Annotated in this window: 16 protein-coding genes and 1 tRNA gene; 5 read left to right on the plus strand and 12 right to left on the minus strand. The window is 71.8% G+C overall.

The annotated features are described in order from the left end of the window. Positions 1-221 precede the first annotated feature (221 nt). The 4 genes from ACP7BP_RS04220 to ACP7BP_RS04235 all read left to right on the plus strand — a co-directional run bounded on the left by ACP7BP_RS04220 (position 222) and on the right by ACP7BP_RS04235 (position 6206). A complete protein-coding gene (locus ACP7BP_RS04220) occupies positions 222-2981 on the plus strand; it encodes a LuxR C-terminal-related transcriptional regulator (RefSeq protein WP_426242792.1) in 2760 nt (919 codons plus the stop codon). A 171-nt stretch (positions 2982-3152) separates the two neighbouring features. Then, positions 3153-4430, plus strand: a complete 1278-nt coding sequence (locus ACP7BP_RS04225) for an extracellular solute-binding protein (protein ID WP_426242794.1) — start codon at positions 3153-3155, stop codon at positions 4428-4430. Positions 4431-4447: 17 nt separating this feature from the next. Continuing rightward, positions 4448-5389 carry a carbohydrate ABC transporter permease gene (locus tag ACP7BP_RS04230; RefSeq protein ID WP_426242796.1) on the plus strand — a complete coding sequence of 314 codons (942 nt, stop codon included), beginning with the start codon at positions 4448-4450 and terminating at the stop codon, positions 5387-5389. After that, on the plus strand, positions 5382-6206 hold the full coding sequence (locus ACP7BP_RS04235; RefSeq protein WP_426242797.1) for a carbohydrate ABC transporter permease: 825 nt from the start codon (positions 5382-5384) through the stop codon (positions 6204-6206). The genes ACP7BP_RS04230 and ACP7BP_RS04235 overlap by 8 nt, the downstream gene beginning before the upstream one ends. 3 nt (positions 6207-6209) lie before the next feature. On the opposite strand, the gene ACP7BP_RS04240 is transcribed toward ACP7BP_RS04235, so the two are convergent. The 3 genes from ACP7BP_RS04240 to ACP7BP_RS04250 are packed head-to-tail and all read right to left on the minus strand — an operon-like array spanning position 6210 to position 8721. Then, positions 6210-6839, minus strand: a complete 630-nt coding sequence (locus tag ACP7BP_RS04240) for a 3-oxoacid CoA-transferase subunit B (RefSeq protein WP_426242799.1) — start codon at positions 6837-6839, stop codon at positions 6210-6212. Next, positions 6836-7510, minus strand: coding sequence for a 3-oxoacid CoA-transferase subunit A (locus ACP7BP_RS04245; RefSeq protein WP_426242801.1), 675 nt, complete (start codon positions 7508-7510; stop codon positions 6836-6838). The genes ACP7BP_RS04240 and ACP7BP_RS04245 overlap by 4 nt, the downstream gene beginning before the upstream one ends. After that, positions 7507-8721: a thiolase family protein gene (locus tag ACP7BP_RS04250; protein ID WP_426242803.1), complete on the minus strand. Its 1215-nt coding sequence runs from the start codon at positions 8719-8721 to the stop codon at positions 7507-7509. Before ACP7BP_RS04250 ends, ACP7BP_RS04245 begins: the two co-directional genes overlap by 4 nt. A gap of 74 nt (positions 8722-8795) precedes the next feature. Between ACP7BP_RS04250 and ACP7BP_RS04255 the strand changes: the two genes are divergently transcribed. Then, a complete protein-coding gene (locus tag ACP7BP_RS04255; protein ID WP_426242805.1) occupies positions 8796-9683 on the plus strand; it encodes a LysR substrate-binding domain-containing protein in 888 nt (295 codons plus the stop codon). Positions 9684-9697: 14 nt separating this feature from the next. Here ACP7BP_RS04255 and ACP7BP_RS04260 read toward each other — a convergent pair whose 3' ends face one another. The 9 genes from ACP7BP_RS04260 to ACP7BP_RS04300 all read right to left on the minus strand — a co-directional run bounded on the left by ACP7BP_RS04260 (position 9698) and on the right by ACP7BP_RS04300 (position 18164). Continuing rightward, positions 9698-10645 (minus strand): SDR family NAD(P)-dependent oxidoreductase, encoded by a 948-nt coding sequence (locus ACP7BP_RS04260; RefSeq protein ID WP_426242807.1) that lies wholly within the window; start codon positions 10643-10645, stop codon positions 9698-9700. Then, the gene (locus ACP7BP_RS04265) at positions 10642-11103 is read right to left on the minus strand and encodes a MerR family transcriptional regulator (RefSeq protein ID WP_426242809.1); all 462 of its coding nucleotides are present in this window, start codon (positions 11101-11103) and stop codon (positions 10642-10644) included. Before ACP7BP_RS04265 ends, ACP7BP_RS04260 begins: the two co-directional genes overlap by 4 nt. Positions 11104-11200: 97 nt before the next feature. Then, positions 11201-12121 carry an NADP-dependent oxidoreductase gene (locus ACP7BP_RS04270; protein ID WP_426242810.1) on the minus strand — a complete coding sequence of 307 codons (921 nt, stop codon included), beginning with the start codon at positions 12119-12121 and terminating at the stop codon, positions 11201-11203. 152 nt (positions 12122-12273) lie between these two features. Next, entirely contained in the window at positions 12274-13587 is a 1314-nt protein-coding gene (locus ACP7BP_RS04275; RefSeq protein ID WP_426242812.1) for an alkaline phosphatase family protein, read from the minus strand. 249 nt (positions 13588-13836) lie between these two features. After that, positions 13837-13909 (minus strand) — tRNA-Thr (locus ACP7BP_RS04280). 87 nt (positions 13910-13996) lie between these two features. Next, the gene (locus ACP7BP_RS04285; protein WP_426242814.1) at positions 13997-15562 is read right to left on the minus strand and encodes an alpha/beta hydrolase; all 1566 of its coding nucleotides are present in this window, start codon (positions 15560-15562) and stop codon (positions 13997-13999) included. After that, positions 15559-16707 carry a DNA polymerase III subunit delta' gene (locus tag ACP7BP_RS04290; protein WP_426242816.1) on the minus strand — a complete coding sequence of 383 codons (1149 nt, stop codon included), beginning with the start codon at positions 16705-16707 and terminating at the stop codon, positions 15559-15561. Before ACP7BP_RS04290 ends, ACP7BP_RS04285 begins: the two co-directional genes overlap by 4 nt. Next, positions 16704-17351, minus strand: a complete 648-nt coding sequence (gene tmk, locus ACP7BP_RS04295; RefSeq protein ID WP_426242818.1) for a dTMP kinase — start codon at positions 17349-17351, stop codon at positions 16704-16706. Before tmk ends, ACP7BP_RS04290 begins: the two co-directional genes overlap by 4 nt. Positions 17352-17360: 9 nt before the next feature. Then, the gene (locus ACP7BP_RS04300; RefSeq protein WP_426242820.1) at positions 17361-18164 is read right to left on the minus strand and encodes an inositol monophosphatase family protein; all 804 of its coding nucleotides are present in this window, start codon (positions 18162-18164) and stop codon (positions 17361-17363) included. Between the last annotated feature and the right edge of the window lie 4 nt (positions 18165-18168).

Consider the following 18168-nt stretch of genomic DNA (forward strand, 5'->3'; position numbering starts at 1 on the left):
AAGGCTCCCTCCTCCCGTCAGCAACCTACAACCCCGCGGGCTCTGAACCCGCCGAAAATCCCGCTCCGCAACCCCGAAATGGGTGAACTCGGCGGGTGAATTTGCCCCGAATCGCCCCGGCCGCCAGACGTGACGATGCGTTCGTGGGTACAACTAGCCTGCTGGGACCTGTCGGGAGGGCGGTGCCGCTCAGCTGCTCCCCGATGTTGAGAGAGGTTTCGATGTCCTCGGGCAATGCCGGTCGCCGTCCCCTGGCGGCGACTCCGCCGACCATTCCCCGGCTGCCCCACGTCCTGGTCGACCGGTCGTGCTTGCTCCGCCGCCTCGACCAGTTGGCGGCGCTGACCCTGCTGGTGGCCCTGCCCGGGACGGGTCGCACGGTGTTGGCTGCCGCCTGGGCTCAACGGCGCCGGGAGGCGGGAGACGTGGTGGCGTGGATCGATGCCACGGCGGAGCTCGCGACCCCGGAGCGGTTCTTCGGCGCCGTGCACGACGCCGTCGCCGCGACCGGCCTCGTGACGGCCCGGAACCGACACCTGTCCGGGGCCGGTGCGCAGACCTGGCGGGGGCTCGCTGACGCGCTCGGGGCCGAGCCGGCGGCCCGGGTGATCGTGGTCGTCGACGACTACGAGCACCTGACCGATCCGGGCATGGTCTCCTCTCTGGGCGCGCTCCTCCGGGCGGCCCCGCGCCTGCATCTGGTGGCGACGGTTCGGGTGAGGCGCGACTTCGACGTCTCCTCCCTGCGACAGGGGACGGCGCCGGTGGTGATCTGGTGTGCTGACCTCGCAGTCGCCGCCGCGGAGCTGCCGGCGTTCGCGCAGGCGTGGGGCCACACCATCACCAGGGCGCAGGCTCGGACGCTGCACGAGATGACCGGCGGCTGGCTGACCCCGACCCGCCTGCTGCTGGACCACTCCCCGGAGGCCTGGCGACCCGAGGAGCTGGACCAGCGCGCCGCGGCCGGCTTCCTGAAGGAGCAGGTGCTCGCCCCGCTGCTCGACACCAACAGCACCCGGCTCGCACAGCGGTTGGCGTTGCCCGCGACCTTCGGGTCCCGGGAGATCCGGGTGGCTGCCGCGGAGCTCGATCCCGGAGCCGCCCCGTGGTCAGGCTCCGCGGGTGCTGCCGACGACGCGTGGCACCTGGTCCGGGCCTTGGAGCACACCGGCCTGGCGCGACCCGTCGGCGCCCGATCCGGCTCAGCCGGGGACGCCCCCCGGTGGGCCTTCGCCTCCTTGGTCCGGTCGGTGCTGTCGGAGAGCCTCGCCGCCGCCGAGCCGGGTGAGGTGCTGGCGTTCCACCGGGCGATGGCGGACGACCTCCTCGGCCACGAGGACGACGTCGACCTCGAGCGCGCCCTCCTCCACTCGGCCTGCGCCAAGGAGTGGGACACGGTGGCCAGGATCTGGGGCCGCCATGCCCTGCGACTGATGATCGCCCACACCGAGACCACAGCCGCCGTCTTCACCGCCATCCCGTCCTCGGTCGTCCACCGGCACCCGTTCCTCCGGGCTGCCACGACGGTGGCGCAGGCATACCTGAAGCCGGAGGACGGGCTGCCGGGCCTCCTCCTGCACCGCCAGCTCGACGTCGAGGAGGCGATGACTCCCGACGCGCTCGCCGCTGCAGAACCCGACGAGCTGGCGGCCGTCACCGGCGCGGCCATGGCCTCCCGGCGTGCCGCCGGTGACCTTGATGCGGCCGTCCGGCTGGCGCAGTGGCTCTGCAAGGAGCTGGACTCCCGGCGGTCCGTCGGCGGGGCCGGCCCGTCCGGGCTCACGTCGGCGTGGTTCACGCTCCAGCGCGCCTTCACGCTGCTCCTGGCGGGGCACGACAAGCGGGCCACAGAGCTGACCCAGAGAGCCTACGAGACCGCCGGCTCCCCGGGCGCGGAGTACGTCGCGGCCGGGGCCGCGGGACAGCTCGCGTTCATCCACGCCCGCAACGGGGACACCTCAGCGGCCCGGGTCTGGCTCGACCGCTACGAGGCCCTGGACCTGACGCCGTACGCGTTCACCGAGCTCCTGGAGATCTGGCCGCGGCTGGCACGCGCCTGGCTTCGGCTGGACCAGCTCGATCCCGATGCCATGAGGGAGGAGGTCGACTCGTTCGGCGGCCGGATCCTGGCATCGGAGATGTGGTGCTACGCCGTGGAGCTCCGGGTCCGCGAGGCGCTTCTCGTCGGCGAGCCCATGAAGGCCGACGCCGAGCTGCGCCGCGCCCGCGTCATCCAGGCGGCCGCCATCGCGGCAGGCGGCGCCGCGGCCCGGATCGTGGACCGGTGCCAGGCCGATCTCTACCTGGCGATCGGCCAGCCCAACCAGGCGCTGCGGGTGCTCGACGAGGCGGCTACGCGCGCCGCGGGACAGGTCGCCCTCATCGACGGTCCCGGCATCGCCACGCCCTGGGTGCGTACTCAGCAGGCCCGGCTCCGGCTGGTCTCCGGCCAGCCCGAGAGGGCCCTCCGCCTGGCCGGCGCCTCGATGTGGTCGGACCTGTCTCACCGCGACCGCTGCGACCTGCTCCTCATCAAGGCCGCCGCCGCCCACCTCCTGGCGGACCACGACGGTGCGGACGCCGCCTTCCGGGACGCGATGACGTTGCTGGCCGGCATCGGCGGGCAGCAGCACCTCCGGATGGTCGACCCCGAGATCCTGGCCGCCCTCGCCGGCCGCGCGTGCCCGGCCGTCGCCGTACCCGAGGGCAGGAGGGTCTTCCCGCACCGGACGCGACTGGTCGACCTCTCCTCCCGCGAACGGTCGGTCCTCTACGCGCTGGCCCGCAACGAGGGCCTGCAGGCGATCGCGAACGCTCAGGTCGTGTCGCCGCACACCATCAAGAAGCAGATCGTCTCCCTCTACAAGACCCTCGGCGTCCACTCCCGCGAGGATGCGGTCCTCACCGGTCTCGAGCTCGGCTTCCTCCCCGAGCCCGAGCCCGGGTCGCCCCGCTCTCGCGGGCGAGCATCCGAGCTCTAGAGAAGCGTCTGAGCCGGGCTTCCCGCAAGGAGGACCCGTTGGCGACGCGGCTGGTGCGGTACCCGAGGATGTGCACCAAGTTGAGCAACCAGCGGCCGGCACACGTCCCTGACGACGCGCGCCCAGACGAACGGAACGACCGCGATGCGCAGGACACGCAAGGCGAGGGCCGTGGCAGCCGCGCTCGTGGCCCTCGGGATCACCGCTGGTACGGCAGCATGCGCCGCCGAGGCAGGCGGGCACGGGAAGCTGACCTACTGGGCTGTGAACATGGGTCCCACCCTCGAGGAGAACCAGCGCCTCCTGGACGACCAGCTGGCCGCCTTCACGAAGCAGACCGGGGTCGAGGTCGAGCTGGAGGTCTTGACCTGGGACGTGCTCTACACCCGGATCATGACCGCCATCAGCAGCGGGCGCGGCCCTGACGTGGTCAACATCGGCAACACGTGGTCGGCCACCCTCCAGGACACCGGGGCGTTGCTGGCCTTCGACGACGACGCGATGACGGCGATCGGCGGCAGGCGCAAGTTCCTCGCCCCGTGCCTGACCGCGACCGGCGCACCGGGCGAGCCGCCGGCCTCGATCCCGTTGCTGGGCCAGGCCTACGGTCTCTACTACAACACCGCCCTCTTCAGCGAGGCCGGGATCACCGAGCCCCCCGCCACCTGGGCGGAGTTCGTCACCGACGCGAAGACGCTCACCAAGCCGGGCCAGTGGGGCGTCTCCTTGCTTGGCGCGTCCTCGGCCGGCAACGCCCAGCTGGCGTTCCTGCTCGGCCGGCAGCAGGGTGCCCAGCTGTTCGACGCCGAGGGCGTCCCCCAGTTCGACAGCTCCGAGGCGCAGGCGGCCGTACGCCTGCTGCTGGACCTGATGGAGGAGCACGGTGTCGTCAACCCGAGCGACGCCGAGCGCACCGCCGTGAACGATGCGCTGGCCGAGCTCGCGAACGGCCGGGCCGGGATGGTGCTGAGCCAGTCCAGCGGCCGCACCTACCTCGACTCGGTCGGCTTCGAGGACTACGCGGTCGCGCCGCTGCCGGTGCTCTCGCCTCTCCCACCCGGTGGCGCGCCGGTGCAGAGCTTCGTCGCAGGCACCAACGTCGCAGTGTTCGCGGACACCCAGCACCGGGACGAGTCGCTGGAGCTGGTGCGGTTCCTGACCGACGACGACGCCCAGATCGCCCTCAACCACACGTTCAGCACCCTGCCGGTGGTCCATGGCGCGTACGACGACGGGGCGTTCGCCGATCCGGAGACACAGATGTTCGGCGACATCCTGAGCGAGCGGTCCGAGACGATGCCGATGGTGCCGGGCGAGGGGCAGATGGAGCTCCTCCTCGGCGGCGCGGTCAGTGAGCTCTGGGCGAAGGCGGCCACCGGGGTGGTGGCCGACGCCGACATCTCGGCGGCGCTCGCCGACGCCGAGCGCCAGATGCCTGTGGCGCACTAGTCCCGACGGATCTCGTCATGACGCCGCGGTCATCGAGCTCGAGCACGCGCACACACCGCCACCCGGGCCGGCTGCCGTACCTCCTGCTCCTCCCGGCGTTCGTGCTCGAGCTGCTGGTGCACGTCGTCCCCCTCGTACTGGGTGTGTGGATCAGCCTCCTGCGGCTGACGCCGCGCGAGCTGCGCGACTGGACCTCCGCTCCCTTCGTCGGCGCGGCCAACTTCCGCGCCTGGCTGGACCCCGGCGGCCCGATCGGCGCCGAGCTGCTGGCCAGCACGGGTCGCACGGTCCTGTACACAGCCCTGGTCGTAGGAGCCTCATGGGCCCTCGGGATGCTGGCCGCGCTCCTGCTTGCCACGCCCTTCCGGGGCCGGGCGTTCTGGCAGGCGTTCTTCCTGGTGCCGTTCGCCCTGCCGGCCTTCGTCACGGTGCTCGCCTGGCGGTTCATGCTCGACCGCGACGCAGGGATGCTCAACCATCTGCTCGTCGACGACCTGGGAGTCGTGGACAGCAGGCCCTTCTGGCTGATCGGCGACAACGCCTTCTGGGCGACCGTGGTCGTGTCGGTGTGGCGGCTGTGGCCGTTGGCCTACCTGGTGCTCGCCGCCGCGCTGCGCACGGTCCCTGCCGATCTCTACGCGGCGGCGCGGGTCGACGGCGCCACGGCGTGGCAGCGGTTCCGCTACATCACCCTGCCGATGACCCGGCGACCCAGCACGATGGTGCTGCTGGTGATGGGACTCTGGTCGTTCACCGACTTCAGCACGCCGTACCTGCTCTTCGACGCGCAGCCGCCGCCGGCCGCGACGCTGCTGGGCAGCCTCGTCTACCGCCATGCCTTCGTCGACTTCGACTTCGGCCTGGCCGCGGCACTCAACGCTCTCGTCGCGATCGTGCTGATCGTGGTCGGCGGGCTCTGCGCGTGGCGGCTGCTGCTGAGGAGGGCGGCGGATGGGTGAGACGACACAGCTCCGCTGGCTGCGACGGGTCGGCCTCGCCGGGTTCGCGGTGCTCGTCGGGCTGCCGTTGCTCGTCGTCGTGACCACGTCGCTCAAGCCGCTCGCCGACGTCGACGACGCGTTCCGCTGGCTGCCCAGCAGGCTCACGCTGCGGCCGTACGTCGACATGTGGTCGACGGTGCCGCTCGGTCGCTACCTCCTCAACTCCACCGTGGTGGCCGGCGCCACGACCCTGCTCGCACTCATGGTGGCCGTGCCCGCCAGCTACGCCCTCGCTCGGTCTCGGGTGCGTGGCCGCCGAACGTTCATCCTGCTGCTGGTCGCGACCCAGGCAGCTCCGGGGTTGCTCTTCCTGCTGCCGCTGTTCGTCCTCTACGCAGAGCTCGGCGACCGGTCCGGCTTGGAGCTGATCGGGACCTATCCCGGGCTCGTGCTCACCGACCTGACCTTCGCGCTGCCCTTCTCGATCTGGCTGCTCACCACGCACCTGGAGTCCCTGTCTCGCGAGGTCGAGGACGCCGCCAGCGTCGACGGTGCCGGCACCCTCGGCGTGATCCGGCACGTCGTACTGCCGACCGCCGCACCGGGCATCGCCGCCGTCGGAGTGTTCGCGTTCGTCCTGGCCTGGAGCGAGGTGCTCTTCGCCTCGATCCTCACCCAGGGTCAGAACCAGACCCTGCCCGTCGGCCTGCATGCCTACGCCAGCCAGTCCACGGTCTACTGGAACCAGCTCGCTGCCGCCGCCCTGGCCACGTCGCTGCCGGTCCTGCTCGGGGTGCTCCTCGGCCGGCGGCTGCTGGCGCGCGATGAGCTCTGAGCGCTACCCGGCGAGCGCCAGCCCGAGCGTCTCCGACAGCTCCTCGACCGTGGTGCCGAAGGTCTCGAGGACCGTGAGCCCCGCGGGACCGGTGGCGAACGTGGCGACCTCGGTGTATACCCGGTCGACGCACCCGACACCCGTGAGCGGGTAGGTGCAGTCCGGCACCAGCTTCGGAGTGCCGTCCTTCGCCAGCAGAGTCATCATGACGAAGACCTGCTTGGCCCCGATGGCGAGGTCCATGGCTCCGCCGACGGCGGGGATGGCGTCGGGCGCACCCGTGTGCCAGTTGGCGAGGTCGCCGTGCTGCGAGACCTGGAAGGCGCCGAGGACACACACGTCGAGGTGTCCGCCGCGCATCATCGCGAAGGAGTCGGCGTGGTGGAAGTACGACGCCCCCGGGAGCTCGGTCACCGGGATCTTGCCGGCGTTGATGAGGTCGGGGTCGACCTCGCCGTCCCGGGCGGCTCGACCCATGCCGAGCATGCCGTTCTCCGTGTGGAGGACCACCCCGGAGTCGGGGGCGAGGTGATCGGCGACCGTGGTGGGCTGGCCGATGCCCAGGTTGACGTAGGCGCCGTGCGGGATGTCCCGGGCGACGACGGCGGCCATCTCCTGCTTGGACAGGCTCATTGCTCGCTCCCGACTGCGACGACGCGGTCGACGTAGATGGATGGGGTGATGACGTGCTCGGGATCGAGTGCGCCGATCTCGACGACCTCGCTGACCTGGACCAGCGTCAGGGCCGCAGCCGCGGCCATGACAGGACCGAAGTTGCGGGCGGTCTTGCGGTAGACGAGATTTCCCGACCGGTCTGCGCGGTGCGCTCCGACGAGGGCGACGTCGCCGCGGATCGGCAGCTCCAGGACGTAGGTACGGCCGTCGATCTCGCGAGTCTCCTTGCCCTCGGCCAGTGGCGTGCCGACGCCGGTGGGCGAGAAGAAGGCTCCGATGCCGGCACCGGCCGCGCGCATCCGCTCGGCGAGGTTGCCCTGGGGCACGACCTCCAGCTCGATCTTCCCGGCGCGATAGAGGCCGTCGAAGATCCAGGAGTCGGACTGCCGCGGGAAGGAGCAGACCACCTTGCGGACGCGTCCCTTCGCCAGCAGGGCCGCGAGGCCGGTGTCGCCGTTGCCTGCGTTGTTGGACACGACCGTGAGGTCCTTGGCGCCCTGGCGGATGAGCGCGTCGATCAGCTGGACCGGCATGCCGGCCATGCCGAAGCCACCGATCAGCACGGTCGCGCCGTCCTCGATGCCGGCGACCGTCTCGTCCGCGTCGGCGCAGATCTTCGTGACGCTCATGCCGAGGGCACCTCGTCGGACGACACGTTCTCCAGCACGACCGCGAGCGCCTGGCCGACGCCGATGCAGATCGCGGCCACGCCCCAGCGCTGCCGATCGGTGCGGAGCCGGTGCGCGAGCGTGCCGAGGATCCGGCCACCCGAGGCGCCGAGCGGATGACCGATGGCGATGGCGCCACCGCGGGTGTTGACGACCTCGGCGTCCACGAGGCCCTCCTTCAGCCAGGCGTCCACGCAGGCCAGGGACTGGACGGCGAAGGCCTCGTTGAGCTCGACCGCCTCGACGTCGGACCAGGTGATGCCGGCCCGGTGCAGCGCCCGGTTCGCGGCCTCGACGGGCGCGTACCCGAAGTCCTGCGGGTCGAGCGCGTGCGCTCCGCGGCCGGCGATGCGGGCGACCGGATCCCGGCCGATGGTCGCCGCCGCCGCGTCGGAGCCGATGAGGACGGCTGACGCACCGTCGTTCAACGGCGAGGCGTTTCCCGCGGTGATGGTGCCGTCGGAACGGAACGCCGGCTTCAGCCCGGCCAGCTTCTCCACCGTGCTGCCGGGGCGGATCCCCTCGTCGCGGTCCAGATCGACCCCGTCGACCGGCACGACGAGGTCGGCGTAGAAGCCTTCGTCCCAGGCCTGCGCGGCGAGCCGGTGCGAGCGGACCGCGAACTCGTCCTGGCGCTCGCGCGAGATGCCGAACCGGTCTGCGAGCTGCTCGTTGGCCTCGCCGAGCGAGACCGTCCACTCCGCCGGCATCCGCTCGTTGACCAGCCGCCACCCCAGCGTGGTCGACACTGCGGTGACGTTGCCGGCCGGGAAGGCACGGGACGGCTTGGGCAGCACCCACGGCGCACGCGTCATCGACTCCACGCCGCCGGCGACCACCACCTCGGCGTCCCCGGTCTCCACGATCCGGGAGGCGGCCATGGCCGCATCGAGGCTGGAGCCGCACAGTCGATTGACGGTGTTCGCCGGGACGCTGGTCGGCATCCCGGCCAGCAGCACGGCCATCCGGCCGACGTTGCGGTTGTCCTCCCCGGCGCCGTTGGCGTTGCCCCACACGACCTCGCCGACACCCGCCGGGTCCAGCCCGGGGCTGCGCCCGAGGAGCCCGGTGATCGCGGTGGCGGCCAGGTCGTCGGGACGGACCGCGGCCAATGCGCCACCGAAGCGACCGAAGGGTGTGCGGACGGCGTCGTAGATGTAGGAGTCGCTCATGCGTTCACCGTAGAGCGGTCTAGCGATACTCTGAAGTACGCATATCACGCACTATTCGTAGGCAGGACGTCTCAATGGAGCTGCGCCACCTGCGCTACTTCGTCGCCGTGGCCGAGGAGCTGCACTTCGGGCGGGCCGCAGCCCGCCTGCACATGGCGCAGCCGCCGCTGTCCCAGCAGGTGCGGGCGCTCGAGGCCGAGCTCGGCGTGGCGCTGCTGCACCGCACCACGCGCCGGGTCGAGCTGACAGCGGCCGGATCGGCGTACCTGCAGCGGGCCCGGGCGGTGCTGGGCGAGCTCGACGACGCCGCCCACGAGGCCCAGCAGGTCGCCGCCGGCGTCGTCGGACGGCTCGTCGTCGGCTGCGTCGGCTCGGCGACGTACAGCCTGCTGCCGCTGCTCGCTCGCGGACTCACCCGCGAGCTGCCCGGCATCGAGTTCAGCTTCCGCGGCGAGATGCTGGTGCCCGACCAGGTTCTCGCCTTGCAGGGCAATGACATCGACATCGCCCTTCTCCGCCCGCCTGTCCACGACACCCTGATCCAGACCTCGATCCTGCGCCACGACCGCCTGGTCGTCGCCGTGCCGGACGACCACCCTCTCGCCGCACGGCGTCGGGTCCGCGTGGCCCAGCTGGCTGACGTGGACCTGCTGGTGCACGCGGGGCGCCCCCACTCCGTCATGCACGCCGAAGTCGTCCGGCTGTGCCGCCAGGCCGGGTTCGAGCCCCGGTTCCGGGCGGAGGTCGGGGAGACGTCGACGCTGATCACCCTGGTGGCGGGCGGGCTCGGCGCGGCCGTCGTCCCGGAGCCGGTCACCGCACTGCCCATCCAGGGCGTCGTCTACCGCCCGCTGGTGGGCGGTGGCAGGGTCGCCCTGGCTGTCGCGCACCGACGCGACCGCGAGGAGGCGCACCTGCGCCGCGCGGTCGAGGCGGTACGCCGGCTCGTCGATCCGAGCTGAGCCGAGCCCTGCGGCTAGGCGGACATGGCCTCGGACACAGCCCAGAGCCGGGCAGCGGCCCGCGGATCGAGGGCGTGGTCGGCGACGCCCGCAGCGTCGACGCCGCAGGCGGACGGATCGTCGACCACTGCCTGCTGGCTGTTCTCGAAGTAGCGGCCGCCGATGCCCTCGAGCAGGCCCGAGGTCGCGACGAAGACGCTGGTGGCCGCGCCCCGCTCCAGGGTCTTGAACTGGTAGGCGCCGGAGCTCCGCAGGCCGTCGAGCACCGCTGGGTCATAGTGCCGGGCGAGGTTGGAGTCGATGACGGCGCCGGGGTGGACGGCGTTGGCGAGGATGCCGTCGCCCTGCCAGGCCTCGGTAGCCCCGACGGCGAACAGCACGTTCGCGGTCTTGGACTGGGCGTAGGCCAGTGCCGGGTCGTAGGCACGGTGCTCGAAGTCGATGTCGTCGAAGACGACCGGAGACTCGAGGTGCGCCCGCGAGCTCAGGGACACGATCCGGGCGCCGCCCGCGGCGCGCAGCGCCGGGAGCAGGCCATGGGTCAGGCGGAAGTGGCCGAGATGATTGGTGGCGAACTGCAGCTCGTGGCCCTCCGCGCTGCGACGCAGCTCGGGAACCGCCATGACTCCTGCGTTGTTGACCAGGATGTGCAGCGGCCCTTCCCACTCAGCGGCGAGGCGGTCGATGGAGGCGCGGTCGAGCAGGTCGAGGTGTGCGACGTGCATGGCGGGGTTGCCGGTGCTGGCGGCGATGTCCCGGGCGACCCGCTCGGCGGCCGAGAGGTCGCGCGCGGCGATGGTGACCTCGGCCCCGGCGCTGGCCAGGGCGCGGGCGGTCTCGACGCCGATGCCGCCGGCCGCGCCGGTGACCAGAGCGCGGCGCCCGTGCAGGTCGACGTCGGCGACGACCTCAGCGGCGGTGGTGTCGAAGGTGAACGGCGAGGCGATACGGGGGTGGGTCATGAGTCCTTCTCTGTGGGGTTGGTTCGTGGAGTGAGCTGCGCGATCACGGCGCGAAGCCGGTCGGCGACCGCGTCGGCGCGAGCGAGGTCGCCCGCCTCCCTGGCGGCCCAGTACTGCACCTTCAGCTCGAGGTAGCTGTGACGCAGCTGCAGGCTGGCCAACTGGTCTGTGAGTCGATCGGCGTGGGTCTGGAACAACGCCCGCTGCTCGCCGGCGGCGGCGTCACCGCGCTGCTGGCCGTCGAGATAGGCCCGCATGTCGTTGATGCTCATCCCGACCGACCGCAGATTGGCCAGCGTCTCGAGCTGCTCGGCCAGCCCCAGGCTGTAGCGACGATGGCCGCTGCTCGGGTCGCGCTGGACGCGCGGCAGGAGGCCGATCCGCTCCCAGTACCGGATGGTGCTCTGCGGGAGTCCGCAGCGCGCCGACACCTCGGCGATCGTCAGTGCGTTGGTCACGTCCCGAGTATCGAGAACTTGAAGCGCTTCAAGTCAATTCGTCCAAGCTCGGCACGATCCTGGCTAGGGATCCCCGCGTCGAGGCCAGCGGCAGGGCCTAGTGGTCCGCGACGCGAACGATCGTCTTGCCCCGGGTCCGGTTGCCGGGCTGTAGCGCTGCGACCGCCTCCGGCAGCGAGTGAACGGCTCCCACCGAGGGGGTCAGGCGCCCGTCACGGACCCGCTGCGCGAGGTCGATGAGCCGAGCCCGGTCAGGCTCGACGACGAAGAAGACGGATCGCCCGTCCGCGGGCTGCACAGTCGGCGGCAGCGCGATGGTCACGAGCGTGCCTCCAGGTCGGACCAGACCCGCCGACCGATCCAGGATGTCGCCGCCGATCACGTCGAAGACGAGATCAACCGACCCGATGGCCTCCAGCTGCTCGTTCTCGAGGTCGACGAAGACGCTGGCGCCGAGTGCGGCGGCCCCCTCCCGATCAGCCGACCGGCCGGTCCCGATGACGTGGGCACCGATCTCGCGGGCGAGCTGCGCGGCGATCGATCCCACCGCGCCGACGACGCCGTGGATCAGCACGGTCTGCCCGGCCTGCAGGCGACCGTGGTCGAACAGCCCCTGCCACGCGGTCAGCCCCGAGATCGGGAGGGCGGCGGCGACGGTGTGCTCCAGGTCCGCAGGCAAGGGTGCCAGGTTGCGAGCCTCGACGGCGACGTACTCGGCGAGCGAACCGTTGCGCGCCCAGTCGGCCATGCCGAACACGCTCTGGCCGACACTCAGCCCGGTGGTTCCGAATCCGAGCTCGGCGACGACCCCGGAGAGCTCGTGGCCGGGCACGCTGGGCGTTCTGTCACGGCCGGAACGGTCGGCCCAGGTGGCGGGCCAGTCCAGCTCTCCCGGTGTGAAGCCGGCGGCATGCACCCTGACGACGACGTCGTTCTCGGCGGCATGAGGATAGGGGATGTCGGTGAGTGACAGGCCAGCAAGACCGGCCTCGGGATCCTGCACGACGATGGCTCGCACGCAGCCAGCTCCTTCCTCTGCCCCGTCTCGATGGTCAGGGAGACACGGTAGCCCCACCGAACTCCCCTCACCGGCAGCGATGTGCTCCGCCCTCAGGATGCCGCGACCGGTCCACGCACCCGTGATGGTGCGTGGACCGATCGCTCGTGAGCTCAGTCGAGGAGCTCGCGGCGTACGCGGCCTTCCGAACCCGAGGGGGCGTCGATCCCCAGGAGGTGGGCGATCGTGGGGGCGACGTCGATGTGCCCCACGCTCGCCCATCGGCCTCCCCGGTCCCGTACGCCCGCGCCGGCGATGAAGAACGCGGCGTCCCGCTCGTGGGTGGAGCCGTGGTGCCCGTCCTCGGGTGTCGCGATGGCACCGCTCGACGCGGCGTACCCCGGTGCGGTCTGGATGACCAGGTCGCCCACGCGTGGATCCATGTCCAGACGACGCTGGTCGTGGCGGTCGAGGATCTCCGCTGTGCCTTCTGTCGCCTCCGCAGCCTCGCGCACCTTCGCCAACGCCTCCTTGCTCCCTTCGACATCGCCGACGAGGTAGGCGTTGGCAGCCCCACCCGCGCTGGTCAGCACCACATCGGTGTCGGGTGCGAGGGGGCCACCGGCTGGCAGGTACTGCCCCTTCAGGCCGCGGACTGCCAGCTCCTGAAGCAGCTCGTCACCGAAGGTGCGGCTATGGGCGGTCATGCCGTGGTCGCCGGTCAGCACGATGGCAGTGCTGTCGCTGAGTCCGTTGCGCTCCAGCGCCGCGACGAGCCGGCCGACCTGGGCATCGACCTCGGCCAGCCCGGCGTCGATCTGGGGGGAGTTCGGCCCCTCGCTGTGACCCGTCGTGTCCAGCGTGTCGCAGTACACCGCGAGCAGGTTCGGGGTCTGCGGGACGGTCACCTGGGTCCCCCCGGAGTTGACGGGGCGGCCTTCGATCATCGCGATCGCATCGTCGAAGCGACGTGCGCACGGACCACCCGGCTGGGTGTACACGGCCTCTGGGTCGCCGTACGTCGCACCGTGGTTCTGCAGGATGAAGTACTGCGCGGCGCCGACGGTCCCGCCTGAATCGCGCACCGCCTCGGCGATCGTCGGGACCGCGAGGTCGCGGCTCTGGCCGCGGTAGGACTGCGTCTCACGGTCGAAGATGTAGGCCACGTTGCCCGTGGTCCGTGGCCACGCCCCGGACGCGAGGGTCGCGAAGGACGGGTTGGTGATCGACTGCGCTGGGGCGAGGGTGGTGCCCCGGCTGCCCCGGGCTGCCAGGGCATCGAGGTTGGGAGTGGGCACCCGACCGAAGTAGTCAGCGTCGAACCCGTCGAAGCCGATCAGCACGACGTGTTCGACGGTGTGCTCGGAGCTGCGCTCCGGAGCGGGTGCTGCCGGTGCGGACTGGGCTGTGGCCGCCAACGTGGCAGCGATGAGAGCTGGGCAGACGGCGAGCAGCAGGGGGCGGCGGGAGCGAAGGAGCGCACGCATGAAGTCCTCGAGTTTTCTTCCGGAGTGGCTGTCGCCTCGAACCTTGCCGGGACCCAGCGTCGCGCCGATGACACGCAGCCGACTGCCGCCCGAACACTGTGCGGAGGCACGCTCGCGCAAGCCTCTCCAGCGGCTCCGGTGTCCCTGAGGCCCGGGCGACAACATGCGCCTGGTGGGAGCGGCGCGAGCTCAGCGCTCTCGTGCGACGGCACTGACCAGCAGACCTGCTGGCCAGCGCCAAGTCGTCGGAGCCGCCTGTCGGAATCGAACCGACGACCTAGTCATTACGAGTGACTCGCTCTACCGACTGAGCTAAGGCGGCGTGCTGCCCGAGCGGTCGTGAAGGACCCTCGGGCAACCCGCAGGAGTATACGGACAGCCGTGGCGGCCCGCGAAACCGGCGGACCTCTCAGCAGCGGAGGCCGTCCTCGGGGACGACGTCGTCGACGAGGTAGGCCTCGACGGCCTCGTCGACACAGGCGTTGCCGGCGTTGTAGCCGGTGTGGCCGTCGCCGTCGCGGCTCACCAGGACGCCGGACTCCAGCTCGGCGGCCAGCGCCTCGGCCCACTTGTAGGGCGTGGCGGGATCGCGGGTCGTACCGACCACCACGATGGATGCGGCGCCGGCTGCCCGGATGTCGCGCGCCGGCTCGCTGCTGGTGACCTGGATGCCCCCACAGCCGATGAGACCCCAGGCGAAGATCCGGCCGAACGTCGGCGAGGCCTTCTCGAACGCGGCGTACTGGGCCGGGACCTCGGACGGCTCGATGGCGAAGGGATCGTCGAGACAGTTGATGGCGTAGATCGCCTCGGCGCTGTTGTCGGTGTAGCCCTCGGCGCCACGGGAGGCATACAGGTCGGCGAGCTCCATCAGCCCGGCGCCGTCACCGCCCTCGGCGGACCGCAGGGCGGCGGAGAGGAGGAACCAGTAGTCACGGTTGTAGAGCGGCGCCACGATGCCGTAGAAGGCGTTGCCGACGGTGAGCTCACGGTCGGTGTCGGTGGGCAGCGGCTGCGCGTCGATCCGGTCGACGAGGTCGACGATCGCGGCCAGGCCCTGGTCGACGGTGTCGCCGAGGAAGCACGAGTCGGTCGAGTCGATGCAGTTCTGGACGTAGGCACGGAGCGCCTTCTCGAACCCGGCCGCCTGGTCGAGGCTGAGCTGGCGGCTGCCGAGCGACACGTCGACGGCGCCGTCGAGGACGAAGTGGCCGACGCGGTCGGGGAAGAGGTCGGCGTACGTCGCGCCGAGCTTGGTGCCGTAGGACGCGCCGAGGTAGTCCAGCTGCTCGTCGCCCAGGGCTGCCCGCAGCACGTCCATGTCGCGCGCCGCCTCGATGGTGGTGACGTGGGCGACGATGTCGTCGGAGCGCTTCGCGCACCCGGAGCCGAACCGGTCGACCCAGCCGACGACCTCGGCGTTCTCGGCCGGGGTGTCGGGGACCGGGTCGGTGGCCAGGTAGGCGTCGAGCTCGTCGTCGGTGAGGCAGTCGACCGGGCTGCTCCGGCCGGTGCCCCGCGGGTCGAAGCCGACGATGTCGAAGTGGTCGGTGAGCCGGTCGCGGAAGACCCGGTCGGCCGCGGCGGCGTAGGACGTGCCGGGAGCACCGGGGCCGCCCGGGTTGACCACCAGCGACCCGACCCGCTCCTGCGGCTTGGCGGCGGGCACCTTGAGGAGCGAGATCTCGACCGTGTCTCCACCCGGGTCGGCGTAGTCGACCGGGACCGTCAGCGCCGAGCACTCGAAGTCGCCCTGGCACGGGGACCACTGGAGCCGCTGTCCGTAGAACTGGGCGAGCGCAGCGTCGGGCGGCGCGGTCACCTCGGCCGACGACTCCGACGTGTCGGTGCGGATCGGACGCCCGGGCGGCGGGCCCGAGTCGCCGTCCCCGCCACCGGCGAAGACCACCAGGCCGGTGATCACCGCACCCAGCACGAGCGCGAGGACGAGCAGCAGCGCGACGAGCCTCCTCACCGGGACGGTCCTCCAGACAGCCTCAGGGCCACCATCATCGACTCCAACGCGATCGCCGGCGGCACGTTGAACTCGAGCATCTGCTCACGCGCGGTGAAGATGGCCTCGATGCGCCGCAGGTGCTGCTCGGCTGTGGAGCGCCGCGCCAGCTGGGCGATGTCGCCGCGGATCTCCTCGTTGACGAGGTCGCCACGGGCCCCGGTCGAGACGGCGATCGCGTCGCGGTAGACGGACGCGAGATCCATCAGGCTGCGGTCGACGACGTCGAGCACGCGCCGCTTGGCACGGGTCTTCTGGCCCTTCTCGAGGGCTGACAGCGCCGGGGCGTACTCGCGCGGTCGGCGGCCGCGCTCCGCGACGCCGTACGCCGAGTCGAGATCGCGCTTCTCGCGCGCGTCGAGGTCGGAGGTGATCGCCTCGGCCTCCTGCTTGGTCACGTCGACGAGGTTGGCGGCGGCGGTCATGCAGGCACCCAGGGACGTGAGGGCGACCGGGATGCGCACGACCTCGGCGCGCCGGTTGCGGGTGTCCTCGTCGCGAGCGAGCGCCTTGGCCCGGCCGATGTGACCCTGGCTGGCGCGAGCGGCGTGGGCGGCGAGCGCGGGAGGCACTCCGGCAGTGCGCTCGAGGAACGCCGCGACGTCGGCCGCGGCGGGAGTGCTCAGCGTGACCAGACGGCACCGCGAGCGGATGGTGGGCAGGACGTCCTCCACGGTGGGCGCGCAGAGCAGCCAGACGGTGCGCTGGTTGGGCTCCTCAACCGCCTTGAGGAGGGCGTTGGCGGCATGGTCGGTGAGCCGGTCGGAGTCCTCGACCACGAGGACCTGCCAGCGCCGGCCGTTGGGGCTCAGGGCGGAGCGCCGGACCAGCTCCCGGACCTCGTCGACCCCCAGCGAGAGCTTCTCCGTGCGGACGATCGTGATGTCGGCGTGCGAGCCGGTCTGGGCGGTGTGGCACGAGTGGCACTCGCCGCAGCCACCGCGCTCGCACTGGAGGGCGGCCGCGAACGCCACCGCCGCGTTGGACCGGCCCGACCCGGGCGGCCCGGTGAACAGCCAGGCGTGGGTCATCCCATCGCCGTGGGCGGCCCGCGACAGCGTCTCGATGACCGGCCGCTGGCCGACCAGGTCGTCCCACACGGTCATCCGCGCACCCCCACGAGCGCGGCGACCCGGTCGCGGATGTCGGCTGCCAGCTCGTCCTGCGGGCGGCGGGCGTCGAGGACGACGTAGTGGTCGGGGTCGGCCGCCGCGAGGTCCAGGAACCCCTGCCGGGCGCGCTGGTGGAACCCCAGTGACTCCCCCTCGATGCGGTCGCGCTCCTCGAAGCGAGCGAGTCCGTGCTCCGGCTGCAGATCGAGTACGACGGTGACGTCGGGCCGCAGGTCCCCGGTCGCCCAGCGCAGGACGTGCTCGAGCTCGGCGGCGTCGATGCCGCGGCCGGTGCCCTGGTAGGCCAAGGACGTGTCGACGTAGCGGTCGGTGATCACGACGGCGCCGGCGGCCAGCGCCGGGCGCACGACCTTCTCGACGTGCTCGGCCTTGTCGGCGGCGTACAGGAGCGCCTCGGTGCGGTCGGCGAGGTGCCCGGTGGCCGGGTCGAGGACGATGCGACGGATGTCCTGGCCGACGGGGGTGTCACCGGGCTCGAAGGTGAGCAGCACGTCGTGGTCCTGCCCGCGCAGCCACTCGGCGAGCAGCCGCGCCTGCGTGGACTTGCCCGCGCCCTCGCCGCCCTCGAAGCAGACGAAGACCCCGGAGTCGGTGTGCTGGCCGGGGTAACTGGTCACGGGCACACCCTACGGTCGGGTGCCGACGGTCCTGGTCGTGACGTGGCTGCGGTCCAGAATCGCGAGCAGGGCGGAGTGCGTGTAGCCGTCGGCGGCGGCGAGCAGTCCCGCACCGGCACGCAGCGGCCCGCCGTCGAGATCGGTGACGACGCACCCCGCCGCCTCGCAGAGAGCGATGCCGGCGGCGAAGTGCACGCTGTCGCGCACGGTGCCCTCAGTGACGTACGCCGCGCGCCGCCCGGCGGCCACCCAGGCCAGGCCTAGCGAGGTCGACAGGACCCGCGGACCGAACCTTGCGCGGAACTCCCCATCGGCCAACAGGCCGAGGGCGCGCGAGGCTCGCCCGTCGAGGTTGATGTCGACGAGACGCGTCACCGGTGACGGCACCAGCTGCTCGTCGCCGCCCTCCCGCCGAACCCGGGCGCTGCGCCCGTCGGTCCAGAAGATTTCGCCCGAGAACGGCTCCGCCGCTGCGGCGACGTGGACGTCGGCGCCTTCGCGCAGCGCCACGTTGACCGCGACGAGCGGCGTCCGGGCTGCGAAGTTGAGCGTCCCGCAGAGGGGGTCGACCAGCCAGGTCCGGTCGGAGGGGGGTCCGCTGGTGCCGGACTCCTCGCCCACGAAGCCGTCGTCGGGCCGGGCGTCTCGCAGCAGGTCGAGGATGGCCTGCTCGGCCTCGATGTCGGCGTCGGTCGCGAAGTCGGTCGCCGACTTCGCGAGGTAGGTGTGCACCTCGCCGTACTTCCGGCGTACGACGGCGGCACCGGCCTCGGCCGCCGCGACCGCCACCTCGGGGTCACCGAGCGACCTCATCGTG

The organism is Nocardioides sp. LHG3406-4, assembly GCF_049897745.1.
Lineage (GTDB): Bacteria > Actinomycetota > Actinomycetes > Propionibacteriales > Nocardioidaceae > Nocardioides.